The sequence below is a fragment of the Anaeromusa acidaminophila DSM 3853 genome (genome assembly GCF_000374545.1).
Lineage (GTDB): Bacteria > Bacillota > Negativicutes > Anaeromusales > Anaeromusaceae > Anaeromusa > Anaeromusa acidaminophila.
On the sequence record NZ_KB894588.1, the window covers coordinates 124,477 to 143,801 of the forward strand.

The 19,325-nt window shown below is 48.5% G+C and carries 17 protein-coding genes; all 17 read right to left on the minus strand.

Annotated elements, in window-relative coordinates; genetic code table 11:
* Positions 1-15: 15 nt before the first annotated feature.
* Positions 16-825 (minus strand): ABC transporter ATP-binding protein, encoded by an 810-nt coding sequence (locus C508_RS20130; RefSeq protein ID WP_018702802.1) that lies wholly within the window; start codon positions 823-825, stop codon positions 16-18.
* The gene (locus C508_RS20135) at positions 806-1,624 is read right to left on the minus strand and encodes an ABC transporter ATP-binding protein (protein WP_018702803.1); all 819 of its coding nucleotides are present in this window, start codon (positions 1,622-1,624) and stop codon (positions 806-808) included. Before C508_RS20135 ends, C508_RS20130 begins: the two co-directional genes overlap by 20 nt.
* The gene (locus C508_RS0106860) at positions 1,621-2,490 is read right to left on the minus strand and encodes an ABC transporter permease (protein ID WP_018702804.1); all 870 of its coding nucleotides are present in this window, start codon (positions 2,488-2,490) and stop codon (positions 1,621-1,623) included. The genes C508_RS20135 and C508_RS0106860 overlap by 4 nt, the downstream gene beginning before the upstream one ends.
* Positions 2,483-3,490, minus strand: coding sequence for an ABC transporter permease (locus tag C508_RS0106865; protein WP_156817585.1), 1,008 nt, complete (start codon positions 3,488-3,490; stop codon positions 2,483-2,485). The genes C508_RS0106860 and C508_RS0106865 overlap by 8 nt, the downstream gene beginning before the upstream one ends.
* Positions 3,472-5,034, minus strand: a complete 1,563-nt coding sequence (locus tag C508_RS0106870; RefSeq protein ID WP_039797014.1) for an ABC transporter substrate-binding protein — start codon at positions 5,032-5,034, stop codon at positions 3,472-3,474. The genes C508_RS0106865 and C508_RS0106870 overlap by 19 nt, the downstream gene beginning before the upstream one ends.
* 265 nt (positions 5,035-5,299) lie before the next feature.
* Positions 5,300-6,388 carry an iron-containing alcohol dehydrogenase family protein gene (locus tag C508_RS0106875; protein WP_018702807.1) on the minus strand — a complete coding sequence of 363 codons (1,089 nt, stop codon included), beginning with the start codon at positions 6,386-6,388 and terminating at the stop codon, positions 5,300-5,302.
* 27 nt (positions 6,389-6,415) lie between these two features.
* On the minus strand, positions 6,416-7,378 hold the full coding sequence (locus C508_RS0106880) for an L-lactate dehydrogenase (protein ID WP_026319411.1): 963 nt from the start codon (positions 7,376-7,378) through the stop codon (positions 6,416-6,418).
* A 266-nt stretch (positions 7,379-7,644) separates the two neighbouring features.
* A complete protein-coding gene (locus C508_RS0106885; protein ID WP_018702809.1) occupies positions 7,645-8,232 on the minus strand; it encodes a TetR/AcrR family transcriptional regulator in 588 nt (195 codons plus the stop codon).
* A gap of 15 nt (positions 8,233-8,247) precedes the next feature.
* Positions 8,248-9,372, minus strand: coding sequence for an ABC transporter permease (locus C508_RS0106890; protein WP_018702810.1), 1,125 nt, complete (start codon positions 9,370-9,372; stop codon positions 8,248-8,250).
* A gap of 3 nt (positions 9,373-9,375) precedes the next feature.
* Positions 9,376-10,509 carry an ABC transporter permease gene (locus C508_RS0106895; protein WP_018702811.1) on the minus strand — a complete coding sequence of 378 codons (1,134 nt, stop codon included), beginning with the start codon at positions 10,507-10,509 and terminating at the stop codon, positions 9,376-9,378.
* A 13-nt stretch (positions 10,510-10,522) separates the two neighbouring features.
* Complete coding sequence (locus C508_RS0106900) at positions 10,523-11,341, minus strand: ABC transporter ATP-binding protein (protein ID WP_018702812.1); 819 nt, start codon at positions 11,339-11,341, stop codon at positions 10,523-10,525.
* Positions 11,334-12,263 carry an ABC transporter ATP-binding protein gene (locus tag C508_RS0106905; RefSeq protein WP_018702813.1) on the minus strand — a complete coding sequence of 310 codons (930 nt, stop codon included), beginning with the start codon at positions 12,261-12,263 and terminating at the stop codon, positions 11,334-11,336. The genes C508_RS0106900 and C508_RS0106905 overlap by 8 nt, the downstream gene beginning before the upstream one ends.
* A 3-nt stretch (positions 12,264-12,266) precedes the next feature.
* Positions 12,267-13,262, minus strand: a complete 996-nt coding sequence (locus C508_RS0106910; RefSeq protein ID WP_018702814.1) for an HlyD family secretion protein — start codon at positions 13,260-13,262, stop codon at positions 12,267-12,269.
* Positions 13,263-13,565: 303 nt separating this feature from the next.
* On the minus strand, positions 13,566-13,913 hold the full coding sequence (locus C508_RS18040) for a CGGC domain-containing protein (RefSeq protein WP_018702815.1): 348 nt from the start codon (positions 13,911-13,913) through the stop codon (positions 13,566-13,568).
* Between the two features lie 24 nt (positions 13,914-13,937).
* A complete protein-coding gene (locus C508_RS0106920) occupies positions 13,938-14,450 on the minus strand; it encodes an HD domain-containing protein (protein WP_018702816.1) in 513 nt (170 codons plus the stop codon).
* 179 nt (positions 14,451-14,629) lie between these two features.
* Positions 14,630-15,754 (minus strand): radical SAM protein, encoded by a 1,125-nt coding sequence (locus C508_RS0106925; RefSeq protein ID WP_018702817.1) that lies wholly within the window; start codon positions 15,752-15,754, stop codon positions 14,630-14,632.
* A gap of 89 nt (positions 15,755-15,843) precedes the next feature.
* Positions 15,844-19,188: a bifunctional diguanylate cyclase/phosphodiesterase gene (locus tag C508_RS19415; RefSeq protein WP_018702818.1), complete on the minus strand. Its 3,345-nt coding sequence runs from the start codon at positions 19,186-19,188 to the stop codon at positions 15,844-15,846.
* Positions 19,189-19,325: the final 137 nt, after the last annotated feature.

The following is a 19,325-nucleotide window of genomic DNA, read 5'->3' on the forward strand; positions in this document are numbered from 1 at the left end:
AAATTCTATGCGACCTTACCTTGACAAAGCTCTTCGATCCTTCGGATGTGTCACCGGAGCCGCCGCCAGCAGCTTTTGCGTATACGGATGTTTTCCTTGCGCTAACTGATGCGCAGGCAAAACTTCTACCAGTCTGCCTTCTTGCATAATGCCGACGCGGTCTGCTACGTGGGGCAGCATGGCTAGATTATGCGTAATGAAAAGATAGGTTAAATCCATCTGCTGCCGCACTTGATGCAACAAGCCAAGGATTTGATTCTGCAGCGTCACATCCAAACTCGACGTAGCCTCGTCAAATACAACCAGCCTTGGCTGCGGCAAAAGAGCCCTAGCCAAAGCGACTCGCTGGCACTCCCCCCCGGAAAGTTCTCCTGGATACCGCTCCAAAACTTTAGCGGACAAGCCGCAGCATTCCAGCATATTACTGATCCGCTTCGTTATGCGAGCTTCATTTTCCTCCAAGGCAAAAGACCGCACTGGTTCCGCTAGAATTTCGCCTACCTGCATACGGGGATTCATGGAAGAATAAGCGTCTTGAAACACCATCTGCACTTGACGCCGATAGTTTTTTTGCGTCCTCCCCTTTAGCGTGGAAATATCCTCACCACCAAAAAGAATTTTACCTGATGCCAGCGGCTCCAACAATAAGATCGCTCTAGCCAGCGTACTTTTCCCGCTGCCGCTTTCGCCAGCCAACGCCAAGCGCTCCCCTTCGGCAATCTGCAAGGATACCTTTTCTACGGCCTTCACTTCTTTATGCCCGGCCAGCCAATGCGAATGCAACCGATAACGGCAGCAAACGTTTTCAACTACAAGAAGACTCATGCGCCGCCTCCTCAATCAATTCGAAGCGGCTGGCCGCCAACAAGCGCTTCGTATAGGCCTCCTGAGGCGCATCAAAAATTCCCATACAGCTTCCCTGTTCTACCACGCGCCCCTCCCGCATGACCGCCACCTGATCCGCCAGCTCTGCAATCACGCCCATATCATGAGAGACTAAAAGCACTGAGCTTCCTCCCTCTTGCTGCAAGCGGCGCAATTCTTCGATAATCTGCGCTTGCAAGGTCACATCCAAGGCGGTAGTCGGCTCATCGGCGATGATCAAGGGAGGCTCCAGCGCCACAGCCATAGCAATCAGCACTCTCTGCCGCTGACCGCCTGACAATTGGTGCGGAAAGCGATAGTACAGCTCTTCCGGCTTTGTAACGCCCGCGCGAAGCAGGGCTTGTCTCGCCCCGGCTCCAGCCTCTCGACGCGACAGCTTCCGGTGCACTCGAAAAAGCTCCGCTACCTGCCAGCCTACAGGCAATACCGGATTCAGCGAGGCCAGGGGATCTTGAAAGACCATGCCGATCGCCGCACCGCGTAGCGCGCGCAGCTCCTCCGGCTTCAATGCGCATAAGTTTTTCCCTTGGAACCAGGCCTCTCCTTGAACCTGCACATTATTGCGCCCCATACCGGCCAGCCCTAGCACCGCCTGCAGCGTCAACGACTTGCCGCTGCCGCTTTCTCCTACCAAGCCCAAGACTTCACCAGCAGGCACATCAAAGGTCACATCCCGAACTAAAGGCGCGCCATCAATAGAAACAGACACATGGCGCAAGGACAAACAAGATTCCTTCATGACGCCTCTCCTTTTGCTCCGAAATTTCCTTTGCCCCCTAACGGATCAAGAGCGTCTCGTACCGCATCTCCCAAGAAGTTAATGGCAAGTACGGTCAAGACAATAAAGCAGCCCGGGAAAAAGGTAATCCACCAGGCGCCGGCTAAAATGCTCCGCTGCCCGCCCATCAGCATATTCCCCCATGAAGGAAGGTGCGGCGGAATTCCCATGCCCAGAAAGCTGAGGGCCGCTTCCGTTACAATCGCATGGCCTACGCTCATCGTCGCCAACACGACAACCGAAGGCAAACAATTCGGCAAGATGTGCCGCCAAATCAACGTTCCGTCACTTGCGCCGCATGTAAGCGCCGCCTGCACAAAAGGCTGCTGTTTCACCGCTAAAAACTCGGTCCGTACAATCCGAGCCGTCTGCATCCAACTGGTAGCCGCAATCACCCCAATAACACTTTGAAAACCTTGACCGCTCAGCGCCTGCAAGGCAATGACCAGCACCAGCGTCGGCACCGAAAGCAAGCCATCCAACAAACGCATCAGCGCATTATCCGCCAAGCCGCCTGCATAACCGCTAACCACGCCGTATAAAAGCCCCAAGGTAGTCGCCAGAGCCACCGAAGCAATACCCACCGCAAGGGACACGCGCGCGCCATACAACAGACGGCTAAAAATATCACGCCCCAGTTCATCCGTACCAAATAGATGCATACCGCTAGGAGGCTGCCGTACCGCTGCTAAGTCGGCGTCCACCGGACTATACGCCGCCAAAAGCGGCGCAGCAGCAGCCAGCAACAGCATGATTGCCAAAACAATTAAACCGCCCTGCCCCAAACGGTGGCGCACCAGACGTTTCCAAAAAGCCTTGTTACCCAATGCCGCCCACCTTCTTTCGCAGCCCTTCCACCGTCAGCCGGGGATCTACCCAAGCGCAGGCAATATCCGCCAGCAAGTTTCCGGCGACGACAAAGCAGCCGGTTAGCAATATCGTTCCCATCAATAGCGGATAATCTCGCATGGATGCGGCTTGAATGCTCAATTGTCCCAGGCCTGGATAAGCAAATACCGTCTCCACCAGATAACCGCCCCCGACAAGAGAAGAAAAAGATAACCCGCCATAGGTAATAACAGGCACCAATGCATTGCGAAAGGCGTGCAGATAATGCACTCTTCGCGGCGATAAGCCTTTGGCGTGGGCCATACGAATATATTCCTTACCCAGCACTTCCAGCATGCTGGAACGCACAAAGCGAATGTAAGCGCCCACATGACTTAACGCCAGCACAACGACCGGCAGCAGCAAATGCCGCAGCCGGTCGAGCCAATCTCCATCATTCCCCAAAGAAGCCATGCCAGCGGATGGCAGCCAGCCTAAATAGACGCTGAAAAACAAAATCGCTAACAGCGCCAGCCAAAAGCTAGGAATGGAAAAAAAGAGAAACGAAAAAAACGTCGCCAGATAATCAATCCACGAATATTGACGAATGGCGCTAGCCAAGCCCACGGCAACCGCCAGGCATACCATCAGCGCCAAAGCGCTCACATTCAGCACAATCGTACGCGGCAGCCGCTCCGCCAGCATTTGAGATACCGGGCGGCCGGTAATATAGGAGGTTCCCAATTCGCCTTGTAAAGCTTGCGACAACCAGCGTCCATACTGTACAGGCAATGGTTGATCCAGCCCCAAATTTTCACGGATGCGCTCCTGGTCCGCCGGGCGCATTCGTTCCAATTGGCTGCCGTACATGGCCACCGACGGGTCCCCATGGGCCGTATGAATAAAGAAAAAGGAGCAGAGACTGACAACCAGCAGCACCGGCACACTAGCCAGCAGCCTCCGCAAAATAAACAGCAGCATCAGGGAGTCTTGCTCCATTCTTCAACATTCCAAGTATAACCGGCGCCATGATGGCCCAACGTCCTTGCCTTGAAGCCGCCGATGCTTTTATTATGTACTACGGCAACATCCAAGTAAACCAGGAAATTAAACGCTGGGTCCTCTGCCAACGCTTGCTGGAACTGAGCGTAAAATTCTTTGCGCGCTTCTTGATTCATTGTTTGCCGCGCCGCTGTCAAAGCTGCATCCACCTTAGCGTTTTTATAGTGTTCATAGTTTTGGCCGCTGGGATCGCTGCCATGGAAGATCCGGTACGTATCTTGATCCGGATCAAAGGGACTGCCCCATCCCAGCAAAAAGGTTTCCATGTCGGCAATTTTAAAGGATCCTTTTTCGCGCGGATCCGGCACAGCGTCTACGCCAATTTGTTTAAACTGCGTGGACAAGGCGTTCGCTAAGGAAACCCTCACCGGATCATGGGCAAAAGTAGTAATTTTAAAAGTCAGTTTCTTCCCGTCTTTTTGCAGCATTCCGTCCGCTCCGGGCGTATAGCCTGCCGCAGCCAGCAGTTCTTTCGCCTTTGCCGGATTATAAGCATATGTTTCTACCGCACTGTTATTGGCCCAATTGAGCTGCAGCGGTCCGTAAGCCGCTTTGCCCCAGCCAAGCATCACGCCTTTTACCAGCGCCTCCCGGTCTACGGCAAAATTCAACGCCTGGCGCACACGCGCATCATTCCATAAGAGAAATTGGCGATTATACATCAAACAGCGATAATCCGCGGTTACCACACGTTCCACTTGGAGACTCTGCACTTTTTGCACCCGCTCCACTTGAGCCGGATCGACAAGAGCTACATCAATTTCGCCGGTTTCCAACTGCAGCGCCCGGACGTTCTGATCCGGCAGGAACTTCAAGATCACTTTCGCCACTTTCGGAGCGCCCCGATAAAACTCCTTATTGGCTTCTAACGTCATCGCTTGTCCTTTTTGCCATTGGCTCAGCCGGAAAGGTCCTGTGCCAATCGGCTGGGCGTTAAAGGCATCTTGATTCACGTCTTTTCCCGCTAAGGCATGTTTCGGAATCATGCCGGTCGTCATCGCATCAAGCAAGGGGAAAGGAGTCTTTAAAACAATCTTGACCGTATAGGGATCCAATACGCTTACCTCTTGAATTTCTTCAAAACGTTCGCGAATGGTTGAATTGCTTTTTTTGTCTAATGCCGTATCAATCGTAAATTTAACGTCTTCCGCTGTAAACGGCTGACCGTCATGCCATTTCACATTTTGCCGCAGCTTGAATATGTATTCCTTTTGATCCGCGCTTACCTGCCAGGACTCCGCTAAATCCGGCGTCAATTCGTTCTTTTCATTGTATCGGGTCAATCCTGTAAAGATCAGCATTACCGCATCATCATGCTCGTCTGTAAAGAGCGGATTTACTTTAGCAGACTCATTTTCAACCCCCAAAACAATCGCATCCGCCGGGGTCTTTGCTTCTTTTTTTCCTCCGCACCCTGTCAGCAGCAATGCTGTCATTAGCATACCGCACATTATAATATAGAGAGCTGTCTTTTTCTTCATCTTCCACAACAACCTTTCTTCTCTTGACATAAAAAACAACAGCCCAATTACGTCTGCGGATGGCAGACGAACTTGCAGCTGTTACACATTCGTGTGTATTACGTTTCCTTCGTGGAAACTTTATTATGTATAGTTATATATTCTCCATTTTCATTCAATTCCCTGCTAAACCTTACTATTTTCTTTCTACAGTCCTTCACAATGCCCTCCCCTACATAAAAAGAGCAAGCAAGCGCCGCTTCTTCGGCGCTTGCTTGCTCTTTTTCTAATCAGCGCTTAGTGCGTCCACCCTGGCAATTGCCTGGAGCATTTTCTCCGTAGTCACAGTCACCGGCATGTTTTTCATATCCGGCAGCGATACCGCTTTCGCTGCAACATCCTCCAGTTGCGCCGCTGTTGTTCTAGCAATCTGCTGGCTAGTCACAGGTACGCCGCAAGCTTTAGCAATTTCAACGGCTTCCAGAATTTCTTCATCTGACCGTCCTTCCAGCGCCAATAAGCAAAGATTTCCATAGCCCACGGTCCGGCCATGCCCCATTTCATGGGCAGCAGGAATAATCGTAAAGGCGTTATATAAAGCATGGGCCGCTGCAGAACGCAACTTTTCGCCGCCATAAATGGAGGCCATTCCCGCATAAAGAATAATAGCGTCTGCCGCCGCCTCCAGAGCTGAAGCATATTTTTTCGTCGCTACGGCCTTTTGGGCTTCACCGCCGAAACGGGCCACCAAGTCATAACATAAACGGCCCTGAGCCAAGGCCGCCAAGCTCAGGCTGTTCTGCTCCACGCACTGAATCGCGGCGCGGTATTCGTACCATTTTGCCAGCGTATCTCCTAAGCCTGCGGACAAATACTCTGCTGGCGCTGCCAGCAAAATATCGGTATCAATGATCATGCCCACCGGGCAGTTCGGAAAGGATACGATGCGGATGAAGATACCGTCATTGTCATACAGCACCGCTACCGGCGTAGCCGCCGCGCAAGTAGCCGCAATGGTCGGTACCGTTACTACAGGCACGCCGCAGGCATCTCCTGTCAGCTTGCCGGTATCAAGCGCCTTGCCGCCGCCCACGGCAATAATCACCTTTGCGCCATGCTGACGCACGCCAGCCGCCAAACGGTCAATGTTGTCCTGTGTACATTCGCCGCCATACCACTCCACAGCGGCTACTTGCACGCCCGCCGCCTGTAGACTGGCTTCCAGCGCTTTTTTTGTTTTCGCAAGAGCCGTCTTTCCTCCTAAAATGAACACCGGAGCGCCTAGGCTCTTACCATACGCGCCAATTTGCTGCAATGCCCCGCGTCCGCGAAACACATTCTGGGGAAAACTTACTTGTTCTACTGCCATCGTCATTTGTTTGCCTCCTTATTTTAGATTGGTTTACTTTTTAACGCCCACCGATTTCAACACTTGTCCCAAGTTTTCAAAGCTTGCTTTCAATTTGCCAATTTCCGTTTCATTTAAAGGTACTTCCAAACGCTGCCGAACCCCCTCGGAATTCACGATGCAAGGCAGGCTCAAAGCAATGCCGGACAATCCATATTCTCCACTTAAGGTCGTAGATACCGGGAAAATGCTGTTTTCATTATAAAATACCGCTCTGGCAATCCGGCAGGCGACCATGGCAATACCAGAGTTGGTGCAGCCCTTGTAGTTCAGTACATCATAAGCGACATTGACCACCGCTGCGCCCGTTTTTTCATAATCCAAGGGTTCTTCCGGCTGGAAATACGAATCTAGCTTGTCAGCGGCAATACCGGCCACGCTCACCAGGCTCCAAGCCGGAAAGGCGGAGTTTCCATGTTCGCCGAGAATATAACCATGTACATTCTTGGGGTCGACGTTGTATTTATTGCCCAAAATCCGGCGCAGCCGCGCGGTCTCCAAGGTTGTCCCAGTCCCTAAAATCTTATGTTTAGGATAGTCAAAGAGATTTTGCGCACAGTACGTAGTAATATCTAAAGGGTTTGTAATCATGATGATAATGGCTTCCTTCGTATACTTAGTAATGGAAGTCATGACATCATGAATGGTTTTCACATTACTCTCCGCCAACAGCAACCGATCCAAATTAGCGCCTGGAAGAATGCTCGGACCGGCGGCAACGATAATCACGTCCGCATCCTTACACTCCTCATAGCCCCCTGCATGCACATGAACGCTGGGGCTAAAGGTATACGGAGTGCCGTGGCTGGCGTCCAGCGCCTCCCCCATGGCCTTTTCTTCAAGGATATCAATTAACGCAATATCCGCCGCCAAATTAAACGACAAGGCGCAATTTAATACCGCTGAACCAACATGCCCTACCCCAACAATGGCCAACTTACGTTTAGGAAAATTCATCATCCAGTCCCCTCCTATACGTTTACACGTTTGTTAAATTGTTCCAAATTTATAAAAAACAAAACAACAGCCATAGATCCCCCTCCTTAAACGGATAGGAAACGCTACTGGCTGTTACACATTCGTGTGTATTGCACTTCTTTCGTAGAAGCTTTATAAATGAATGTATTCTCTTTACCAAAGCAATTCCCTTCTAGAAAAAACTAAATTTATTCTTGCGCTTTTAATTTTTTCCTTGGCTTCTAAATTAACGGAACACGTTTTTTCTAGAAATCAATCGTGCGCTGATAACATTGCCACAATTTCTGCGGATACTCGTCCAATACGGCCTTATTCTCTTGGCTGAGAATGACCAGGGGCTGGATCATGCCTAAAAACATCATGGCCGCCGCCGTAACATCCACCTCCTGGTTGATTTCACCGGCTTTTTTCCCTTGGAGCAACAGCTTTTTCGTTTCATATACATAAGCGTTAATTTCAGCGAGCATCTTTTGTTTCAATTCCTGATTGCGCTCACTGCTGATTAGAAAATAAAGAATGCGCGGAATCGCCGGCTCTTCTTGCAGCAATTTCACATGAAGTTCAAAGAGACATTTTAAACGTTCCAGCGCCGTCCCCTCCTGCATTGTCGCTTGCTGCAAATTTTGCTGCAGACGCTCGCCAATAAAGTCAATCAGAGCCGCAATTATTTCTTCTTTATTTTTAAAATGCCTGTAAATAGCGGACGGCACCAATTGAATCACAGCGGCAATCGCATTTGTATTCAAATTATCTAAGCCCTGCTGTTCCACAATCGACAGCGCTGCCCGCAAGATTTCCTCGCGGCGTATTTCCGTTGTTTTTCTGCTGCGCATAACTTCTTCTCTCCCTTAGGCCAAATTCTTGCGGAATTTTTTGACCGCCACTGTCAAGAGCGCCGTTCCTAACAAGAATAATGCCAATAATTGAGGCCACAAAATCGACAGCCCTACCCCCTTTAGAAAAATGCCGCGAATAATGATTAAAAAATACCGCAACGGGTTGGCATAGGTACACCATTGCACTACTTCCGGCATATTGGCAATGGGAAACATAAATCCGGATAACAGGATCGCCGGCAGGTAGAAAAAGAAACTCGACATCATCGCCTGCTGCTGCGTATCGGAAATAGTAGAAATCAAGAGACCAATGCCGACGGTTGTCATCAAATACAAGCCATTGGCTAAAAACAAGAGCGGCACACTGCCGCGCACAGGAATATCAAACCAAAAGACACTGATCAAGGTAACAAAAATCATATTCACAAAACCCAGGACAATGGACGGCATAGTCTTGCCTAAAATGAACTCGAACGGCTTAATCGGCGTCACGACAATTTGTTCCATGGTGCCCATTTCTTTCTCCCGCACAACGGACATACTGGTCAGTAAAAGCGAGACCAACATGACAATGGCCGCAATGACGCCAGGGACATAAAAATTCCGGCTTGTCAGATTCTCGTTAAACCACGGCCGCGTCTGCAGCTGCACTCCCGCCGTCTCCCACCCTGGAAGGCCTGCGCGTTTTTTTAGCAACTCAACGTTCTCGTTTTGCAAAATAGTCCCGGCATAATTCAGCACCACTCCGGCGGTATTGGAATCCACGCCATCCACAATGATTTGCACCTTCGCCGTAGCGCCGCTTGCCAGCTCGCGGTTGAACGAAGCGGGAATGCGCAGCACAACCGTGCTTTTCCCCAAGCCAATGACTTCGTCTACCTCGCGGTCGCTTTGCAGCACTGCATTCACGGAAAAATATCCTGAACGGGTAAAGCGATCCGTCAATTCCCGACTTTCCGGCGTTTGGGCCTGGTCAAAAATAGCCGTAGTTACCTGATTCACATCCGTCGTCACAGCATAGCCAAAAATAAGGCTTTGTATGACAGGCATAACTAAAACAATCGCTCTCATTTTGGGATTGCGAAGGACCTGAATAAATTCTTTTTTTATCATTTGCCGCAAACGTTCAAAAACCATAGCTCACACCAGTCTCTTTTTGAGTTTCTTGTTGGCAATAAAAACCATAATCACCCCAAAGAAAAAGAGGAATACCGCTTCCGCCCAAATGATTTCCAGTCCCGCCCCTTTTAAATAAACGTTCTTCAAAATAGCAACAAAGTAGCGCGAGGGGATCAGGTGGGTAAGCGCTTGAATAGGCTCCGGCATATTCGCAATAGCGTACATAAAGCCAGACAGCAGAAACGAGGGTAAAAAAGTCAGTACCATCGCCAACTGGCTGGCCAAAAGCTGCGACCGCGTTATAATGCTGATCAACATCCCCATGGCCAGCGCTCCCGGCAAAAACAGCGCCGCCATCCCAAAAACAAGGGCCGCATTCCCCCGCAGCGGCACATCAAACAAAAATCGTCCCATCAGCACCGCCAGCGCTACGTCCAGCATGCCAATCACAAAGTACGGCGTTAGTTTGCCGATAATCAGTTCCAGCGGCTTGAGCGGGGTTGTAATCAACTGTTCCATGGTTCCGTTTTCCCATTCACGGGCAATTGTCAAAGAAGTCAGCAAGGACGCAATCACCATCATGATTACGGCGATAAGCCCGGGAACAATGTAATTCTTCGCCTGCATATCCTGGTTAAACCAAACGCGCAGTTTCCCCTCTAACGGCATAGCTACGGCTTTACCGCCTTTTTTTTGCAAGGATTTTAACAGCAAGGCGCTGTTGTAGCCATTGGTCACTCCTTGCGCATAGCCGATCGCGATCGTAGCCGTATTGGCGTCGCTGCCGTCAACGAGGAGCTGCACCTCCGCCTGCTGCGCGCTTTCTAATTTCCGGCCGAAGTCATAAGGAACGACAAGCGCCAAAATAGCCTCCCTCCGGTCAATGGCAGCCTCAATGTCCGCATAGGAAGCAGCGGTTGAAGCCAAACTAAAATACTGCGAAGATGTGAAGCGGCCGATTAATTCGCGGCTGTCAGTGGTTTGGCTTTGATCCCAGACCACGAGAGGTACGCGATCCACATCCAAGCTTAAAGAAGAGCCAAAAAGAAAAATCAATAATATCGGCATGGCAATCGCCATGCCCAAACTGCGGGAGTCGCGGAGAATATGAATAAATTCTTTGCGAATAATCGCCGCTATGCGATGAATGCTCACAACCCGCCCCTCCTTACTCAGTTTGCTTCCGATCTTGCGCTTCAATAATGGATACAAACACGTCCTCCAACGATGGCCTAATTACTTTAGAATCCATACCTTCCAACGGGATACTTTGCGCAGCAATATGCTGATTTTTCAGCTCGTCCGGCGTGCCTATCGCCACCAGCTCGCCCCGATAAATCATAGCCAGACGATCACAATATTCAGCTTCATCCATATAATGCGTGGTAACAAAAACAGTAACCCCTTCGCCCGCCAGATGATAAATTAAATCCCAAAAATTGCGCCGCGAAATGGGGTCTACCCCTGAGGTCGGTTCATCCAAAAACAGTACTTGCGGCTGATGCAAAAGAGAACACCCCAGTGCCAGACGCTGCCTCCAGCCTCCCGCCAAGGTAGACGTGTAGCTATTGCGTTGCTCCTTCAACCCAGCCATTTTAAGCACCCATTCCTTGCGTTCTTGCTTTCGCGCCGCCGGAAGCTCATAGATACCGCTATAAAAATCAATATTTTCTTCCACGGTGAGATCTTCGTAAAGCGAAAATTTTTGCGACATATAGCCGATATTGGCTTTAATTTCCTCTGCCTGGCGAAATACATCCAAACCGATTACCTGAGCCTTGCCGGACGTAGGCAAAATAATGCCGCACAGCATGCGAATGGTAGTCGATTTCCCTGCGCCATTGGGTCCAAGAAAGCCAAAAACCTCTCCCTTTTTCACCCGAAAGGATACATTATTGACAGCCGTAAAACTGCCATAACGCTTTACCAAGTTTTCAACAATTACAGCATATTCCGAGTCATTGCGGCTGTCCTCCACTTCATTCACCACTTTCTCCCGTCGTAAGCATCGAAATAAACACATCCTCCAAGGAAGGCGTTATCACTGTCACTTCCCCTTGAATGTCTAACTCACGCAATTTCTCCTTAACGTCCGCCTCGACCTGTTCCGCTTCTCCCATGGCAACCAAGTGAATCTTATTACCGAACAACCCGGCCGACCGAGGCTGCATAGCCGCTTTGAGCAGCGGCAATACGGTTCTGGGCGCACTGCAGCGTATTTCCAGCAAGACGCCGCCCATCTTGGCTTTGATTTCCGCCGGCTTGCCTGCCAAAATCAATTGACCTTTGTGCAAGAGACCGACGCGGTCACAGCGTTCCGCTTCGTCAAGATACGATGTAGAAACAAAAATCGTCACTTTATCTTCGAGAAGCTTATATAAAATGCGCCAAAAATCACGCCGCGACATCGGGTCCACGCCGTTTGTCGGTTCATCCAAAAGCAGCACCTTCGGCGTATGCACAAGAGCGCAGGCAAGGGCCAGTTTTTGCTTCATGCCGCCGGATAAATTCCGCGCCTGTCGGTCGCGAAAAGCCGTCATATTGCTGAACGCCAGCAATTCCGGGATTTTTTCTTTGCGTACTGCTTGGGAAACATTATACAAATCCGCATAAAAATCAATATTCTCTTGCACCGTCAAATCAAGATACAACCCAAAGCGCTGCGGCATATAACTAATGTGATTTCGGAGCGCTTCGACATCGTTTAGCGTATGAAAACCACACACCCAGGCTTCTCCTGCGCTTGGCGCCAAAAGGCCCGCTAAAAGCCTCATGATGGTCGTCTTCCCCGCTCCGTCAGGCCCTAACAACCCAAAAATCTCGCCTTCCTGCACAGCAAGAGTCAACTGGTTCACAGCGATGACTCCGCCAAATTTTTGCGTCACCTCGTGCATCCTAATTGCATCCATCATTTATTCTCCATTCAAGAGAATTTGCGCATCCGCCGGCATCCCTGGTTTTAGCTCATAGGCTTCATTGGCAATAGAAATCTTAACGCGATACACCAGTTTAACCCGTTCTTCGGCGGTTTGGATATTTTTCGGTGTAAATTCCGCTTCCGAGGCGATAAAACTGATCTGGCCCTGATATTTTTTCCCTGGATACGTGTCGACAGTCACGACGACCGGCTGCCCAAGCTTTACCTTGCCCAAGTCGGTTTCAGAAATATAGGCTTTTAGCCAAACCTGACCTAATTCGCCAAGGGTGACTACCGCCGTGCCCGGAGCTACATATTCGCCTGCTTCAATATTTTTGGATAAAACAAAGCCGTCTACAGGCGCGATAATCTGGGAATAGCCAAGACGAGTCTGCGCTAAATTCAACACCTGTTTACTTTGTTCCACCTTGGCTGCGGCCAATGCAATCTCTTCCTGCCGGGGACCTTCCACAAGCAGACTAAGTTGCTGCGCTGCTTGGTCGCTGCGGGCGTTTGCCGTAGCATAGGCAGTGCGGCTCCGGTCCAACTGCTGTTCGGCTATGGCTCCTTGCGCATATAACTGCTGCGTGCGGCGATAATCCGTAGCCGCATTTTCCTTGTCCGCCTCAGCGCTGCGCAAAACTGCCTGCGCTGCTGAAATATCTTGCACCCTCGAGCCATTGTTCAATTGCGTCAGCATTGCTTGCGCCGCAAGAAGCTGAGCCTTCGCGTTAGCCACATCCAATTCCAGATCGGCCTGCTCCAAAGCAGCGATAGGTTGTCCCTTTTTCACTTTTTCGCCTTCGTCCACAAAGCGCTGCGCCACATGTCCGGCTATTTTAAAGCCCACCCCGACTGTTGTTGTTTCAATATTGCCGGAAACCTTAATACTGTTGGGATCGCTCTGTTTCTTAAAGCACAAAGAATATACACCTGCAGCAATTAGACCTACAAGCAGCAGAAGCAGTAACACCTTTAGTCTCTTTTTCATGCCGGCGCCCCCATATCATAAATAAAATCGTTTTTTGTGAATGTGAATTCACTTTCATTTTAACATGTGCATTAGGAGATAACAAGGCTAAATATATACCGCCGTTTATACCACATAATCTCGAAAACTTCTTTCGCGTTTTTCGTGTATTTCGCGGTTCGTCAGCAATGTCTCTCGAAGGTAATTTCCAACCGCAAAAATCGCGAAATTATACAAAGGGATCCCACCCAAAATCTAAAGCCGGCTAAAACGCTTCTGTTGCGCTCCGCCGGCTCCGTTTTTTCATATTCTCTTGCTACTTACCTACTGTTTTCCAGACTTTCTTGCCGCACAAATTGTGTTGGTATCTTCTTGTCCATGCGTATATCCCACAACGGTAAAATGTTCCGATAACGCCTCGGCCACTGCTTTATAATTAGGATCTTTCTTTCTCATACAAGAAGACAGATGAATCACATCCACTTCTTTTTTTCGCAAGGTTTCTATCTTTTTCGCCAAGTCTCCGCCGTTATGCGTCAATGACAGCAATTCCACGTTTTCCATATCCCGATACCGTTCAAAAGCGTCCTCTCTTTGAAAAAAAGCGTTTAGACAGCCACCTACGGTACAACGCTCCATAGTTTCTTCGCGCACAAGAATAGCAATTTTCATCGTATATCCGCTCCCTTTCTTTTGTTACTGCAAAAACGTTCTTTTCGCCAAGTTTTTGCCTGTAACGGTTTTAAAATTCTTCTCGATCATGGCTGCAAGAGCCTGCTGGTTTTGAGCCAAGCTTTCTTCTTCGATATTTACAAACAAATCCGCTTCCCAAATGATTTGAAAATCTAGACCGTCATTTTTGCTCGCCGTATGATGGCCGCCTATAATATAGCAAACCCGGTCTGTAACTGCCGGTTCTGCGCCGCGTCGCTCCATCATGCGGCGCGCCAGGGGCGGTCCTTCGATTTCTTGATAAGTCCCTGCGGCAGATTGGTATTTTTGCTCTGCTGTTTTAATCCCCACATCATGCAAAAGCGCCGTAATCGTCACGACATCCCTTATAGACCCTTGGATATTTTCACCGTCCATAATCGTTTCTGCGGTCTTTAAAACCTTGAGCGCATGCTGAATCCGGCGTTCATCCGCTCCGAAGTGTTGCTTCAATTCACTTTTATACGCTTCTTTTATTTCCACCCGTTTCACCGCCATAGTCTTAATATCTTCTTACCCATCCATCGTAACTGGTATTTCCGCCTTGCACCGTGATTTGCATCACGGAGACAACCGTCACAACAAAAAAAACATGCATACAGCTCGCTGCAGAACGCCTATCCTCCAAGCGAGTTGAATGCATGTCTAATACAATAAAGGCCGCTGCGCGTTATCCTTTACAGTTCGAAAAGCTTCGGTTTATAACCGTCTGGCAGCTCCTCTTCCTGCAAAAATTTAAAATCATCATCGTTCAAGATAGGCATAAACAGTTCATATGGCAGCGTTGAGAATTCGCAGGCGTAATTGCTGGCGCCAAACCACATGCCTGCTTTGCTGCTTAAATTTAAGCTGCGTGCAAATTTTGTGTAGTTCGAGCAGTCATGAACCGCCAAGTCCCATTTCTCTTCGTCGGCGATCTTCATAAATTTCAAGGTTAGTTCCCGGCTCCAAATGGGAGATACGTACCCTTGTCTACAGATATACATATTCTCTCCATAATAATTTCCTACGTTATTCTCATTTAAATGCAGCTCTGCACAGTTGATAAAATCAAGGTGCGTCGCAAAAATTGCCTGCTTCTTCTTGAAAAACGCTGCATAGAATTCCGGAGTCATCGGCGTTTCAATGCCTACTTTTTTAATGTATTTTTTGGCTAGACCAATATTTTCAATTACCTTGTCCGCGCAGTTTGAAGCGCCTAAGTTAAAGCGGATTTCGTCAAGCCCCGCCTCTCCCAAGGCTTTCAAGGTCTCTTCCGTAGCCAGGGTGCCATTGGTATATAAATGCTGATGAATGCCCGCTGCCTTAAACTTCTTGATAATGGAATAGTACTCTTCAATTTCCATAAAAGGCTCTAAATATACATAAGAAATACCTGTAGGCTTTTCATAAATAGAAAGAAGCAAATCAAGATCCTTCTCGTAATACTTTGTGCCTCCAATTTCCCACATGCCTTCGCCCACCGGATGGATGGCGTCTAATTCGCCATAGTTATAGCAAAATTTACATTCTAAGTTGCATTTGTTCGTTTTGCGAATAGCGCTCAAACCGGTCCCAAGCAAACAAGAGCGGCATCCTTGAGGAAATTTATTTTCTTTTCCCACAAAATAAGTTCTATTTTCTAAGGTCTTCAAATTTTTAATTTCCGCCATCAAGTTTTCATTTCTTTGATCTACCGCCGCTTCAATTTGCGCAAAGGTCGCATAAATAATTTCTTCATGTTTCGTACTGAGTTCCTCTTGCTCCGGTAGTTGCGAGAAATAATCGAACCATATCAATGCATCTTGCTTAGAAATTTTCATGTTTTAGCCGCCTATCTATTTAATCTAGTACTTCACTGAATGCTCCCAGTGTGAACACCATTAGATTATACTGGGTTGCACGTCTGTTTTCAATGAAAGCGATCTTCCCTTTTAACGGTTGCCCCAAGAATTGCCGCAACGGCTTCTTCTTCCATAATGGGTTTACTCAGCAGATAGCCTTGCACATAATCGCAATGACACTGGCTCAACCTGCTTCGTTGCTCCTCGGTTTCAACGCCTTCCGCCACAATGCTAACGCCCAACGTATGCCCCATGTTAATGATGGAGTTAACAAATTGAAGTTGCAACTCATCGCAGGCAATGTTATCAACAAAAGACTTATCAATTTTCAGGCAGTTTACCGGTAATTTTCTCAAATACGATAAAGAAGAAAAGCCTGTTCCAAAGTCATCCACTGACAATTGAATGCCGCGCTCTTTTAGCTGCTTCAGTTTAAATATACTGCCTTCCATATTGTCGATAAATACGCTTTCCGTAACTTCAAGCTCGATTTGCGAAGGCTGAACGCCGTGCGCTTCTAGGGTCTCTACAATAAAAGAAACAAACCCTTCTTCCTTGAGCTGGCGCGAAGAAATATTCACAGCCACCCGAATATCGCTTCTTCCCATGGCCGCTAGGCGCCTGGCAAAAGAACAAGCACGTTGAAATACCCATTGCCCCAGCTGCAAAATCAAGCGGCTCCTTTCAGCCAAGGGAATAAATCTCGCCGGGGAGATGCGTCCATGTTCTCTGCTCTCCCAGCGCAGCAACGCTTCTACGCCAATAATTTTCGTCCCATCCACCGTCCATTGCGGCTGATATTGCAAAAACATCTCTTCTCTCTCTAAAGCAAAGCGCATTGCATTAATCAACATCGTATCTTCCGATGTTTTTTCCAATAGGGACGCTTCAAAAACATGCCAGCAATTGCGACCGGTTTCTTTAGCCGCATACATGGCAATGTCCGCCTTTTGCAAAATAACTTCAGGCACTAAGCCATGCTGGGGATATTCAACAATGCCGATGCTGGCGGACATTTGAATCTTAGCTTCCCCTAAATCGTATTCCTGGCAGAGCTCTTTAATCATTTCATCCGCCAACGCCTCCGCCTGCGGAGCCGCTTCTTGCCTAGGATCGACAACAACAAACTCATCGCCGCTAATACGCGCAACAAAGAGCTCCTCTTTCATACTACGCCGCAGGGTTTCCCCAGCCTGCATAATCACCTTATCTCCCGCCGAATGGCCAAAAGTATCATTTATGGTTTTCAAATCATCCATATCAATAAAATACAAAACGCCTGCTGCTGCTCCTGTACTAACTTTTGCAAACTCCTTTTCAAGATACAAATTTAAATTTACCCGATTAGGCAAGCCAGTTAGTAAATCAAAAAATGCCATATGGCTAATCTTTTCCTGCGCTTCGGCTCGTTCCAAAGCCAACACCGCCAAATCTGCGAATTGCCGCAACACTTCTGCCGTCTCTTCTTCCAAGGGGCGCTCCTCGCCAATCCAGCTCGCCGCCAAAACACCTTTAACCGCCCGTCCCTGTTGCAGCGGAATCAAGATAACACTGGAATTTCGCAAATCTTCTTTTTGAAAAACCTTATTCCACCAGGAATCTTTGATAAATAAAGACTCCCCTGTTTCGTGCATTTTCTTAAGCGGTCCATCATCAGCCGTAAGAGGCGCCTTAACAGCCTCTTGCGGCATGCCGATTCCATGATGAAGCGTCACCGACGTTCCGGCGTCATTATAAATACCCACAAAGCCGCCTGTCGCCTGCACCAGTTGCAATGCATTGGCCAGCATTTTCTCCATAAGCACTTCGACATTTTCAACAGGACGAGTCAATAAAGCAGTAGCAGCTCGATACTGCCGCTCGCGTAATAACAGCTTGTCTTCGGTTTGACAGCGTATACTATTTTCTTCCTGCAAGCGTCGATTTGCCATATCTAATTCGTCATTCATCGCCAGCATCTCTTCGTTGGCAGCAGTAAGTTCTTCATTAGCAGCAAAAAGTTCTTGCGTTCGCTCCTCTACTTTCTGTTCGAGCATTTCATATGCTTTTTGCAAGTTTTCTTCCGCTTTTTTTTGCTCCGTAATATCATGCCAAACAAATACATAGTAGCGTTCGTCGCCCATTTCAAATACATCCGCGGAAAAAAGGCCAATCCGAATTTCACCGTTTCGTCCACGCCACAAAGTCTCTACCTTGCTTACAGAACGCTCATTTTTGAGCAGCCGCTGAACCTGATGATTTTTTTCTTCCACCCACAGACCAAGGGCATCTACTGGCTTTGCCAAAACTTCGTCGCGCTCATAGCCCAATAGTTCAAAAAACGCCTCATTGACCTCAATAAAAGTTCCTGAAGCAAAACTTACAATTCCTACTGCATCATCGACATAACGAAAGGCTTTAAAATATTTTTCCTCCGGCCTTGCAAAACGTCTGCTGATAAGAACAATTACAATGGCTCCAAGAACGACACAAACTAAAGCCGCTAGCAATAAAATGGTATTAAGGGTTACGACCTCAGCGATTACTTCGCTTTCCGGCGCTGAAACTCCCAAAAGCCAGCGGGCCCCTCCTTGAAGCTCCACAGGCGTCATTACCGTGAAAGTCGGTCTATTCCTTAACGTATACACGCCTTGCACAGGGCCTTCTCCAGCAAGCGCCTTTGTGAACAATTCCGCTAGCCGTTCGTCTGCTTCAGGAACCCTCTCTACTTCTGTTTGTACCTTGCTGATACGTACCTTGCCATTGATTTCAGGGCGAACTGCATGCGCGATAACTACTCCGGACTGATCGGCAATAAAGCCATAACCGCTGTCCATAAAACGAATCGCGCCAACAAGTTCGTTAAGGCTATCGAGGGGCATTGTCGCTTGAATAACCGCCTTCACTTCACCATCTACCAGAACCGGGGCGGCAATAGCAATAGACAGCCGTCCAGAGCCTTTGGATACTAACGGTTCGGAAATAGTAAGCTCTTTCGTTTTAATTGCCTTTAGATAATAGTCACGATCACCTAAATAAGCGGTATCTCCTTGCGCACGAATCACATTCCCTGCAAGATCTCCATAGTTAATACCCGTAAACTTATTGTTGCGTTGCAAACTCAAAGCCAGCACCGCTACAATTTCCTGGCGGTTTTGTGGATTCACAATATGCGGGTTTACCGCTATATCTTGTACAAAAACCACTAATTCTTTTACAAAAGCGCCAGCGCGTTGCGAATAATCAAGACTAATGGCAGCCGCTGTTTCATTAACGCTTTTCGATAATGCTTTGTCGGAAAAATAGTAGCTCAAACCAGTTAGCAAACTTAGCGAACCGCACATAAGCGCCAACATAATGAGTAACAGCCGCATCCGTATGCTTTTAATGCTAAAAACACCATCATGCTGATGGGAATCTCCTGCTTTTTTCATGCGTATCCTCTCCATTATGCCGTCACTAGTTGTCGGCTTTCATTACAAACAAAGAAGACCTTTCTTTCCTAGCTTGCCAGCAATATCTTCTTCGCTACGTATCGTCTACGCTGGCAAACTACTCCCTTTATTGTTAC